The organism is Pseudoalteromonas sp. MMG024 (assembly GCF_021654175.1).
GTDB lineage: Bacteria > Pseudomonadota > Gammaproteobacteria > Enterobacterales > Alteromonadaceae > Pseudoalteromonas.
Genome location: NZ_JAKFZO010000033.1, coordinates 24,758 through 35,113 on the forward strand (window position 1 = coordinate 24,758; position 10,356 = coordinate 35,113).

11 protein-coding genes, 1 tRNA gene and 1 pseudogene are annotated in these 10,356 nt (G+C 39.3%); 8 read left to right on the forward strand and 5 right to left on the reverse strand.

Annotation, left to right across the window (positions count from 1 at the left end; genetic code table 11):
- Positions 1-2 precede the first annotated feature (2 nt).
- The 4 genes from L1068_RS20720 to L1068_RS20735 form a co-directional block, all read right to left on the reverse strand.
- Positions 3-512 carry a hypothetical protein gene (locus L1068_RS20720; RefSeq protein ID WP_237131785.1) on the reverse strand — a complete coding sequence of 170 codons (510 nt, stop codon included), beginning with the start codon at positions 510-512 and terminating at the stop codon, positions 3-5.
- A 42-nt stretch (positions 513-554) separates the two neighbouring features.
- Positions 555-1,250, reverse strand: a complete 696-nt coding sequence (locus L1068_RS20725) for a glycerophosphodiester phosphodiesterase family protein (protein WP_237131786.1) — start codon at positions 1,248-1,250, stop codon at positions 555-557.
- Between the two features lie 273 nt (positions 1,251-1,523).
- Positions 1,524-2,396, reverse strand: coding sequence for a DMT family transporter (locus L1068_RS20730; protein WP_237131787.1), 873 nt, complete (start codon positions 2,394-2,396; stop codon positions 1,524-1,526).
- 109 nt (positions 2,397-2,505) lie between these two features.
- A tRNA-Ala gene (locus tag L1068_RS20735) sits at positions 2,506-2,581 on the reverse strand.
- Positions 2,582-2,722: 141 nt separating this feature from the next.
- On the opposite strand from L1068_RS20735, the gene L1068_RS20740 reads away from it, so the two are divergent.
- The 3 genes from L1068_RS20740 to L1068_RS20750 are packed head-to-tail and all read left to right on the forward strand — an operon-like array spanning position 2,723 to position 4,390.
- The gene (locus tag L1068_RS20740) at positions 2,723-3,511 is read left to right on the forward strand and encodes a class I SAM-dependent methyltransferase (protein WP_237131788.1); all 789 of its coding nucleotides are present in this window, start codon (positions 2,723-2,725) and stop codon (positions 3,509-3,511) included.
- A complete protein-coding gene (locus tag L1068_RS20745) occupies positions 3,511-3,909 on the forward strand; it encodes a hypothetical protein (RefSeq protein ID WP_237131789.1) in 399 nt (132 codons plus the stop codon). The genes L1068_RS20740 and L1068_RS20745 overlap by 1 nt, the downstream gene beginning before the upstream one ends.
- Positions 3,902-4,390: a prolyl-tRNA synthetase associated domain-containing protein gene (locus L1068_RS20750; protein ID WP_237131790.1), complete on the forward strand. Its 489-nt coding sequence runs from the start codon at positions 3,902-3,904 to the stop codon at positions 4,388-4,390. The genes L1068_RS20745 and L1068_RS20750 overlap by 8 nt, the downstream gene beginning before the upstream one ends.
- Here L1068_RS20750 and L1068_RS20755 read toward each other — a convergent pair.
- Positions 4,376-5,518 carry an MFS transporter gene (locus L1068_RS20755; protein WP_237131791.1) on the reverse strand — a complete coding sequence of 381 codons (1,143 nt, stop codon included), beginning with the start codon at positions 5,516-5,518 and terminating at the stop codon, positions 4,376-4,378. The genes L1068_RS20750 and L1068_RS20755 overlap by 15 nt on opposite strands.
- A 158-nt stretch (positions 5,519-5,676) precedes the next feature.
- Here L1068_RS20755 and L1068_RS20760 point away from each other — a divergent pair, with 158 nt between their 5' ends.
- The 5 genes and pseudogenes from L1068_RS20760 to L1068_RS20780 form a co-directional block, all read left to right on the forward strand.
- Entirely contained in the window at positions 5,677-6,219 is a 543-nt protein-coding gene (locus L1068_RS20760) for a DUF2058 domain-containing protein (RefSeq protein WP_010562096.1), read from the forward strand.
- A gap of 246 nt (positions 6,220-6,465) precedes the next feature.
- The gene (locus tag L1068_RS20765) at positions 6,466-6,789 is read left to right on the forward strand and encodes a c-type cytochrome (protein ID WP_010562095.1); all 324 of its coding nucleotides are present in this window, start codon (positions 6,466-6,468) and stop codon (positions 6,787-6,789) included.
- An 82-nt stretch (positions 6,790-6,871) separates the two neighbouring features.
- Positions 6,872-8,056 (forward strand): NAD(P)/FAD-dependent oxidoreductase, encoded by a 1,185-nt coding sequence (locus L1068_RS20770; RefSeq protein WP_237131792.1) that lies wholly within the window; start codon positions 6,872-6,874, stop codon positions 8,054-8,056.
- A gap of 134 nt (positions 8,057-8,190) precedes the next feature.
- Complete coding sequence (locus tag L1068_RS20775; protein ID WP_237131793.1) at positions 8,191-9,015, forward strand: TnsA endonuclease N-terminal domain-containing protein; 825 nt, start codon at positions 8,191-8,193, stop codon at positions 9,013-9,015.
- 215 nt (positions 9,016-9,230) lie between these two features.
- Positions 9,231-10,356, forward strand: a pseudogene (locus tag L1068_RS20780) (transposase); the annotation flags it as partial.

Sequence of the window (10,356 nt, forward strand, 5' to 3'; positions counted from 1 at the left end):
CTTTAAAAAAGCTCAACATCGTCATCGTGCTGTTGTTGTTCTAATTGACGATGTAATTCAAGCGCTTGCTGTTTGGTTTTACCATCCATAATTGCTCGAAAAATTTGATGTTCAGATTCCATTGAATAACTATTTTTTAATTGGGTGCGCAATCCTTGCCATTTATCTTCATCGGCTAAGTTATCATTATCTTGAATCAAATGGCTTAATTGATCCATCGTTTGCTGAATATGTGTCAATTGTTGTGTCAGTCTATCGTAAAACTGAAATGCCATAACCCCATCGTTTACACTGTGCTGTATTTGCTGATGTAATTCATCTAATTTCGACGAAGTGTTTTTTTCATTTTCAAGTTTGCTGCAAATGTTCGCAAGGGTTTGAAAAACTTGGCTTAACTCTAATATATCTCGATCGCTTTGATTCAGGCTTAGCGTTAATTGCGTATTGCACAAAAGGAGTAGGCGGGATGCTTCACTGCGAAAGCAAAATAAATCTTGCTGTTGTTGGTCCATTAAATGCCCCTAGGTAACTAAGCGATATGCTTATAGTTGGGATTATTTTTGCAACAGAAAGCTTTGCGCTTTAGAGGGATAATTAGTAAAAATGCCATCTACACCAAGCGCAAGCATATCGTCAATGTCTTCCTGTTTATCTACAGTATAGGCAAAAACCTTTAAGTTTCTTGTTTTTGCATCGGCAACGTATTCGCAGTTGATAAAATTTTTATCCACATGCACGCTGTAGGCATTTAATCGTTCAGCAAATTCACAATACCCCAGCGGAATAGAGCCGGTTAATGCACCTATTTTTACCCAAGGCAATTGTTGTTTAAGCCATTTTAGCTGGTGATGGTCAAAAGAGGAGATTAGAAGGTTTTCACGTGTTAGCAGCCCAACTTGAACTTGTTGTTCGATTAATTTGACTAGCTTATCGAGTGCGAAGGTATGTTTGAGCTCTAGGTTTAATAGCGTTTGATTATTAACCCATTGAAATACTTCTTCAATGCTTGGTACAGTTTGTCCGTTACCTGCATCATATTGTTGCACTTCGGCAAGTGTAAGTTTATTAACTTTTCCTCGCCCATTGGTTGTTCTGTCAAGCCAAGTATCGTGAATAACGGCAAAACCATCGAGCGTACTTTGTAAGTCAATTTCAATGCCATCAACACCCAACTCCAACGCCGCTAATATTGCTGAGCGTGTGTTTTCAGGATACAAACCACTGGCGCCTCGGTGGGCAAAAACTTTCATGTACTAACCCTTCTTGCTCTTAGTCAAAAGTTTATCTCGCACTCAACTTACCACAGCTTAACGGTTAAATTGCACAATTACTTTGAAATCAATCAAGATTTTCTACATCTGTTCAAAGCTAAATCGTAATTCACCTCATTAGCTAATCATTCTAGCTAGAGAGAATGTTTGCTCATAGCGTGTCCGTTTACCTGTACTAAGCAATAGCTATAATTCAGCCTTACAGGGCGTTTATTGATTTTTGCTCACAGGCTTAACAGAACTAGTATTTTATTATTTTGCTGCCTTAGCTTGTTTGTTAACTAGATAAGTTTCAAAAAATGCGCCACTAATCACCAACGAGCCACCAATTAATGTCGTCAGAGTTATCTTTTCGTGTAGAAGTAAAAATGCGAAAAAACTGGCATATAAGGGCTGCAAGCAGGAAATTAAGCCTGCGGTTTTAGCACTTAAATGAGCAAGACTTGCTGCAAACAAAGCGTGTGGGGTTGCGGTAAACACTACACCAACAAGTAACAGTAAATAAAGGTCGTGTTGCGATACTTGGTTAAGGGGGACTTCAACAAATGCGCATAACATTATGCTTGCAACAAGGGTTTGATAAAGCATCGTTTGTGGCCCTGAGTAGCCCATAAAAAAGCGTTTATGTAAAATATTACGCAGGGCAAATAAAAAGCCCGAAAACATACCTGTTACTATGCCAAGGGTAACTTGATTACCAAGGTTAGCTTCCGGTACAAGCAAATAAATCCCAAGTAACACCATCATGGCAATAAACACATCTTGCATATGAGGTAGGCGCTTTGAAAACAGCGGCTCCATAAACACGGTCATCACAGGGTAGGTAAAAAATGCGATTATACCTATGGTGATACCAGCCATTTGCATGCCGGCAAAATAAGTCACCCAATGTAGACCAACAACCACGCCAAGGATTAAGGCTACACCGTAATCTTTGGTCTGTTTTAACAAAATAGCTTGGCGTGTAAAAAGTAAAAAGGCACACAAAGCAATTGCAGCTACAGCGGTGCGATAAACGGTGATATCTAGCGCGTTAAGACCAATTAATTTGGCAAACAGTGCAGTGCCACCAAATAGTAAAACGGCAGAGTGTAAAAAGGTTAAGCTTTGCTTTTCAGGGGACATAATAAGCAGAAAAAAGAATAATTTGCCGCATTATATCAAGATAAATTTAGCGAGAGATTTTTATTTGAAATACTTGGTATTGAATTTAAAAATAAGAGAGGTTGGAAAGTGGTGGAGCTAAGCAGGATCGAACTGCTGACCTCCTGCGTGCAAGGCAGGCGCTCTCCCAGCTGAGCTATAGCCCCACATTCCAAAAAAGGACATTCAAACCATGTTGCGTTTGAACGGGCAGAACTTTAATTTTTTTTCTGTCACTGGTCAAGTATTTTTTGTAGCATAAAAGATAATTTTCACTTGTTTGCACATTTATTGTGCGAGAGAGACCGATGGATATTAAAAACTATAACAATCATGCATGGAATAAACAGGTTGAAGCAAATAATGAGTGGACTCAACCTGTCACGACTGAACAAGTAGACGCGGCACGAAAAGGTGAGTGGTCAATTGTTTTAACACCACATAAAAGTGTGCCTCATAACTGGTTTGGCGATCTTAAAGGTAAAAAAGTGCTTTGTCTTGCTTCTGGTGGTGGCCAGCAAGGACCTATCTTGGCGGCTGCGGGTGCTGATGTAGCCGTATTCGATTTATCTGAAAACCAACTTGCACAAGATGCGCAGGTTGCCAAGCGCGATGGCCTAACGTTAACAACCGTTAAGGGTGATATGACAGACTTGAGCTGTTTTGAAAATGAAAGCTTTGATTTAATTTTCCACCCTTGTTCTAATAATTTTGTGCCTGATATCTCTGGCCTTTGGGCAGAAGCTGCTCGTGTATTAAAAGTAAACGGGCGTTTACTAAGTGGCTTTATCAACCCAGCAGCGTATATATTTGATTGGTTTGAGGCTGAAAAAGGCGTTACTAAAGTAAGGCACAAGTTACCCTTTAGTGACATTAATAACTTAACTCAAGCAGAACTGGCACTGCTAAAAGAGCAAGATGAGCCACTGGTATTTAGTCATTCATTTGAAGAGCAAATTAAAGGTCAGCTAGATAACGGTTTAGTATTGGTAGATATGTTTGAAGATGATTGGCATTCAATGGCGTTTTCTGAATATTTTCCGCCAACCATGGCGTGTTTAACAATTAAGTTGCCAAAAGCAGTATGGAATCCTTAATGAAACAAATAATTATGATGGTGCTGAGCGCTACTGCGTTAATTGGCTGCGCGAAGTCAGCACCAGAGCCTGAAGATTTTGAGATAGTTAACGAGCAGCTAAGAACCATAACAGGCAATGACGGTGCAAAGTTATTTTCATATTTAGTTACGGTAAAAGCCGGTTCTCAAAAGTTAATAAATAAAAAGCGTCGCTTAACAAAATCAGAAATGCGCACCTTGTTAAAACAAGAGAATTTTATCGATTCATCATCACTTAAACTCGATCTAGAAGACAAAGCTGCACTACAACTTGATGCTGAATTAAAAAAGAAAAACTACTGCCAAGATAGTTATCAGATAGAAGAAGTTAAATGGCGCGATTACAGCGTAAGATTAAGCGGGCGCTGCGATGAGTGATGTTGCGTTTCTTGAAAAGGTATTTAGCGAGCTGGCAATTGACTGTGAAAAAATATCACATCCGCCGCTACATACCGCAGTAGAGGCAGAGCGTCTGTTGTTGGAACGCCCCGGAACGCGCTTAAAAAATTTATTTTTACGCGATAACTACGGTAAGCGACATTTTTTGCTCATTACGTCCCCTAATAAAAAGGTTGATTTAAAAGCCTTATCAAAATCACAAGGGTTGTCACGTTTGGGCTTTGCCTCAAATGAACGCTTAGCGAAATATTTAGCGGTAAAACCGGGGTGTGTTTCCATGTTGGCGCTTTTAAATGATGCGGAAAATGCGGTGCAACTATGGGTGGACGATGCGATATGGCCATCTGATTTGTTTCACTGCCATCCATTTGATAATACCCAAACTTGGTTAATGCAGAAAAACGACTTACTTAAAGTATTTGAATATTCCAATCACAGTGTTGAGTTAGTGAGTTTGTAAGCGTTTAAACTTAGCTACCAGTAAGCCTGAAGCCACACACATCAGTAGCAAGGTCATTAAAAACGCACTTTTGCCAGCGTGCTGATAAATAAGCCCTGGCAAAAATGATCCCAGCGTACCGCCACAATAATAAAAAGATACATACAGCCCGTTAGTCAGCGAGCTGGGCGCATAGCTGATTTGGTTAAGTAATGCGGAGGCGCTGGCATGAATAATAAACATTGCCCCACAAAACACCGTAAAACCGATAAAAAAGAGCGTAAACGTGGTTGCAAATAAGCTTGTAATACTGAGCGCATAAACCACAAAGCTAATCACTAATAAATTAACTTTGCCTTGCGTAAGGTTTTGCAAACGGGTGCTTAATAATGAGAAACAAGCACCCAATAGATAGCCTGAATACACCAAACCAATATCTTTTGAGCTGGTGAACTGGTAATCGTTTTGCAAAATAAAAGGTAAGTAATTTAATAGCGCAGTAAAGCAGAAAAACATGCCAAATACGGCGCAGTAAAGGTACAAAGTGCTGCCTTTAGTTACCTTATGTAGGTTCTCTTTTAGTGATGCTGGTAAGTTTCTTTGACCGACATAATCACGCACTTTTTTATTGGCAAGGCTAAGTGATAACAGTACTAATACAATTGCGAGCAAATAAAAATAAACCTGCCAATGGGTGTATTCGCTTATTGAAGCGCTGACAACGCGTCCTAAAAAACCTCCTGCAATTGTGCTTAAAATATAATTTGTGACTGCTTTACTCAAAAAGCTGTAGCGATAATGTTCGCCAATATACGAGGTCATTGCTGTAAGCGCTGCTGGCAGCAGTAAACCTTGAAAAAATCGAATAATAAGTAATTGCTGAAACGTTTGCGATAAAGGTAATAACGCACAGCTAATTCCCAATAAAAACAGTGCTATTTTTAATAGGGAGAGCGAGTTTATACGAAGTAGTAGATAACCATAAACTAATGGCGCAACCGCCAATGGCAGCATAGTCACGGTCATTAGCAAGCCCGCCTGCGCAGACGTTAGCTGGTATGACTTTGCCAGTAAAGGCAAAATTGGCTGTGGCCCATATAATACAAAAAACGTAAAGACCGAGCACAAAAGTAAATGTATAAACTTCATGGTGAGAGAGGGTTGTTTATAACGGCCAAATTGTATCGTATTTTTAACTGCTTAACCTTAGTTTAAGCTAACTTTTCCTTGATTTAGGTTATGCTGGCTTCACATCTGGTGAATGGCTGTTATAAAATAACGCTAATACTTTTATAAGAGAATTAATCATGGGTTCATTACAAGATCAGTTGCTAAAAGCAGGCCTTACTACTGAGCATAATATGAAGGTTGCGAAGTCAGAAAAGCGTAAACAAAACAAAAAGAAGAAGAAAAAAGGCGCAACCAGTAACCCAACAGATTTGCAAAAGCATATTGAGCAAACCAAAGCTGAGCAAGCTAAAAAAGCAGCTGAAGTAAATGCGCAGAAGCAGGCCGAACTAAAAGAAAAAGAGCAGGTAGCTCGCGTTAAACAAATTCTAGAGCATCATAACCAAGATGAGATTAGTGGTGATGTTACCTTTAACTTTACCTTTGAAAGCAAAATCAAAGAACTTGAAGTTAATGAGATTACTCACAAACAACTGGTAAAAGGTTTGTTGGCTATTTGCTACTTAGAGGGCAAGTTCTATGTACTACCTGATGAACCTGCACGCAAAATTGCTGAGGTAGACGAAAAGTATATTGTACTGCATGCCGAGCCAGAAAAAGATCAAAAGGATGAAGATGATCCTTACGCAGACTTTGAAATACCAGACGATATCATGTGGTAATCCACTTTGTAAAAAATGCCTCATTTATTGAGGCATTTTTGTTTGTGGCGAAGTAAATAAATTTGATCAAACGCAAGATAACGTTCGCTTAGCGACTCAATCTTGTATGCTTGTTTGTTTTTTATACGGTTTTATCTTTACAAAACAGTATGAAAGTGGTCTACAATAGGTTAGTGCGAGTTTAACTTGTTGATTCAACAGTATATTGCAATTGAGAATTATTTACCGTCGAGATGGGATTATTATATGAATAAACTTTCAAAAACGCTCAGTGTAGCGGCTTTAACACTTGTGGGCATGGCGTCAGGCAACGCAATCGCAGCGGATGGTGCAGCACTTTATACAGCTAAAATGTGCCAAACGTGTCATGGGGCTGAAGGTAAAGCGCCAATTATGCCACTTTACCCTAAACTTGCAGGTCAAAACAAAGAGTACGCTTTAGCTCAAATGAAAGACATTAAATCAGGCAAGCGCAACAATGGCATGGCTTCTGCGATGAAGGCAATGGTTGCTAATGTGACTGATGAAGAGCTAGAAGCAATTGCTGATTATTTATCTAAAGTAAAATAATCACTTTATTGATTCAAAAAGCCGCAGATGCGGCTTTTTTTGTTTATAATGCGCGGCCAAAATAGCGAAGCGGGTAATAAAAATGGTTCAGGTTGATGTATTGGTTATAGGGGCGGGTGCTGCTGGTTTAATGTGCGCCGCACAAGCAGGTTACCGTGGGCGTTCTGTTACTGTGATTGATATGGGTAAAAAACCGGGCCGCAAAATCTTGATTAGTGGCGGCGGCCGTTGTAATTTTACCAACGAAAATGCCTCGCCAGAAAATTATCTGTGTACTAATCCCCACTTTGTTAAATCGTGTTTAAGCCGCTATACCCAACATGACTTTATTGAACTGGTTGATCGCCATGGTCTTGCTTATCATCACAAAACACTCGGTCAGCTATTTTGCGATAACTCAGCGCAAGATATTGTCGATATTTTATTAACCGAATGCGAATGGGCGGGGGTGACAATCCAACTTCGCCAAGAAGTGCTAAGCGTGGAAAAAACCGAAAGTGGTTTTACCGTTACAACCAGTGAAGCAAGTTATAGCTGTGAATCATTGGTTGTGGCTTCTGGTGGTTTAACTATGCCAAAACTAGGCGCTACACCAATCGGTTATAAAATTGCAGAGCAGTTTGATTTAGAAGTATTACCCACAATGGCTGCTTTAGTGCCTTTTACGCTACATCAACACGATAAGGTGCGTTTTGAAGCTTTATCGGGCATTAGTGTACCAAGTGTTGTTACCGCTGAAGACGGCACACAGTTTAAAGAAAATATCTTATTTACACACCGTGGCTTATCGGGGCCAGCAATACTGCAAATTTCATCATTTTGGCGTGCGGGTCAGGCAGTATCAATTAACCTGTTACCTGAACTAGATCTTGCGGGTGAAATTCATACACAGCGTCAATCTAATGGTCAAAAATCGCTTAAAAATGTGCTAGGAAGTGTGTTACCAAAGCGTTTTATTGAAATTTTAGTTGCTGGTGGTGATATTCCAGATAAAGCGATTAATCAGTTATCTCATACTGAAATTGAACAGTTATCTGGTTTTATTCATAACTGGAAAATAAAACCCAATGGAACAGAGGGTTATAGAACCGCTGAAGTTACTTTAGGCGGTGTAAATAGCGCCGAATTAAGCTCTAAAACATTTGAGGTGAATAAAGTTAAAGGGCTTTATTTTATTGGTGAAGTAACCGAAGTAACCGGTTGGCTCGGGGGTTATAATTTTCAGTATGCGTGGAGCTCCGGTTGGGCGTGCGGTCAAACCTGTTGATGATGTGACTTGACAATTTAGATTGCACACTTCCCTTAAAGTTTGCACTAAAGAGTTAAGGTTTCCCTTAAAGTTTGCACACTAAATGGTTAGCTATTAGTATTCTCTCAAGAAAAAGTTTACAGGAAATTTTTATGGCACGGAGAAAACTTGAAACATTTGAAGACTTTAATCGGGCCTTAAAAAATAAATATGGTATTGGGGAAGAAAATCATTACAAACCTTGGCTACGAGTTCAGGATGTAAAATCAAAAGGTGTTAGGTCACAAATCTTGGGGCTAAAAACAGGTAGAGTTCACCATACACTTTCCGCAATAGAAACAGATTTCTTCTATCTAGCAGAGTATTCTGACTCCGTTATAGATATAAGGGAACAATTTCCCCTCCTGCCAATTAACCTCTCGATCAAAATAGCTGAGGTGTTGGGTATTGAGCATCCGACTCATCCAAAAACAAAAGAACCAATCATTATCACAACCGATTTTCTCCTAACAAGATCAATTGGAGAACAGGTTGTATACGAAGCTATTTCTGTTAAACCAGAAGGTGAGTCAGGCGGGCGACGAGTTCTTGAAAAGCTAGAAATAGAGAGAGTTTGGTGGGAGCTACTTGGAATTAAATTCTCTTATTATGTCGGTAGTGAGCTGACAAAAATACAAAGTCGTAACATCAACTGGGCCACCCACCCTTTGAGGTCAGAAACAGAAGTATTTACTGAGTATGAAATGGATTTTGCCACATCTTTTCTAACACTAGGTAATCATTTTATTAGAGATATATGTGATCAATTCGTAAATGAGATGGGCATGAAACATGAAATGGCTCTCACCATGCTAAGAAGTCTTATTGGGAGCAAAAGGGTCAATGTAGATTTGTCTTCGTCTCTTGAGAGCGCTGATTTCATTAATATTTCCAATATACGTAATGTTGAAAAGGACTTGGTTAATGGAGCTTGTTAAGAATAGTGTGTGGGATATCAGAAAAGTAGATGGTGTCTATTCTGGGTTATACCGAGTGCTGCAAATCTTTGAAGATATTCCCTGTGTAATCTTATTTTATCTAGAGAACCCCAAAGGCAACCAGACCTATTGCAATTGAGTTAGATAAGTTTTCATGGTGCATAAAGCAAAAACAGATATTAGAAGGAAGCTTTTCGCTACCCCCCCATTTACTCTTGAGTGAAGAAGAAATTGATGAAAGTTATAAAGTGACAAGGGATGAAAATTTCTCTCTCATTGAAGGTCTCGCTAGTGACCCTGAATTTATTTTTGACTATGCAACTAAAAATAGAGTTCCCAGGTTAGCCAAGCATGCAAATGATAGAGGAAAGGCTCGTACAACGATTTCTAGATTATTAAATACCTATTGGCAGTATGGTCAGGACAAAAATGCCTTATTGCCCGCATATCAATATAGTGGAGGAGCTGGTCGGCAACGAAAAGTATCTGAAAAACCACTTGGAGCACCAAAAACCTCTCGAACGCTGGCTGTTAAGAGACCAAAAACTTTTATCGTAACAGATGCGGATAAAGACAATATTCGTAAATCCCTGAAAAAGCATCATTTAAAGCCGAAAGGAAAAAACTTAGTCGAAACAAGAAAAGAGCTGTTGAGAGAGTATTATGCTGCTGAGGTAATGAAAGCTAAAGCTTTAGGTGAAGCTCCTTATGTTCCAAGCTATAAGCAAGTTCGAGGATGGAAATATAAGCTATTTACAAAAAACGAAATAACAGAAAAGTCATCGACAGAAAGAGATTATCTATTAAGCAAAAGAGAGTTGCTAGGTGATGCAAAGCAAAAATGGCCTGTTCCGGGAAGTTGCTTTGAAATAGATGCGACTGTCGCTGATGTTCATATAGTTTCAAGTTTCGGTAAACAGTATGTTCTGGGAAGGCCGACTATATATTCAATAGTCGATAGAGCAAGTGGCTTAATTGTTGGGTTAAATGTTTCACTATACTTTGCATCGTGGCGTGCTGCTAGGCAAGCATTAGCAAACGCTTTCTTACCAAAAGCATCTTATTGCAAAGAATTTGGCATTGATATTCAAGAGAGTGATTGGCCTGTTGCACATATCCCTTTGCGATTAATGTGTGATAACGGTGAAATGATAGGCTTAGAACCTCAAAAGTTAGTAGTTCCATTAACAGAACTACAATTGTCACCACCATATCGACCTGACTTTAAAGCGATGGTTGAGCGTCGATTTGGACTACTTAATTATGAAATGATCCATAAACTTCTTGGCACTACGAGAGGAGGAAAGGTTGTTCGTGGTAATAGAGATCCAAGAAAGGATG

Excerpts from the sequence above, each read along its gene's own strand:
- L1068_RS20750 (WP_237131790.1), top strand. The coding sequence starts at position 3,902 with ATGAGTGATGTTGCGTTTCTTGAAAAGGTATTTAGCGAGCTGGCAATT.
- L1068_RS20775 (WP_237131793.1), top strand. The coding sequence starts at position 8,191 with ATGGCACGGAGAAAACTTGAAACATTTGAAGACTTTAATCGGGCCTTA.
- L1068_RS20770 (WP_237131792.1), top strand. The coding sequence starts at position 6,872 with ATGGTTCAGGTTGATGTATTGGTTATAGGGGCGGGTGCTGCTGGTTTA.
- L1068_RS20725 (WP_237131786.1), bottom strand. The coding sequence starts at position 1,250 with ATGAAAGTTTTTGCCCACCGAGGCGCCAGTGGTTTGTATCCTGAAAAC.
- L1068_RS20760 (WP_010562096.1), top strand. The coding sequence starts at position 5,677 with ATGGGTTCATTACAAGATCAGTTGCTAAAAGCAGGCCTTACTACTGAG.
- L1068_RS20765 (WP_010562095.1), top strand. The coding sequence starts at position 6,466 with ATGAATAAACTTTCAAAAACGCTCAGTGTAGCGGCTTTAACACTTGTG.
- L1068_RS20720 (WP_237131785.1), bottom strand. The coding sequence starts at position 512 with ATGGACCAACAACAGCAAGATTTATTTTGCTTTCGCAGTGAAGCATCC.
- L1068_RS20730 (WP_237131787.1), bottom strand. The coding sequence starts at position 2,396 with ATGTCCCCTGAAAAGCAAAGCTTAACCTTTTTACACTCTGCCGTTTTA.
- L1068_RS20740 (WP_237131788.1), top strand. The coding sequence starts at position 2,723 with ATGGATATTAAAAACTATAACAATCATGCATGGAATAAACAGGTTGAA.
- L1068_RS20755 (WP_237131791.1), bottom strand. The coding sequence starts at position 5,518 with ATGAAGTTTATACATTTACTTTTGTGCTCGGTCTTTACGTTTTTTGTA.
- L1068_RS20745 (WP_237131789.1), top strand. The coding sequence starts at position 3,511 with ATGAAACAAATAATTATGATGGTGCTGAGCGCTACTGCGTTAATTGGC.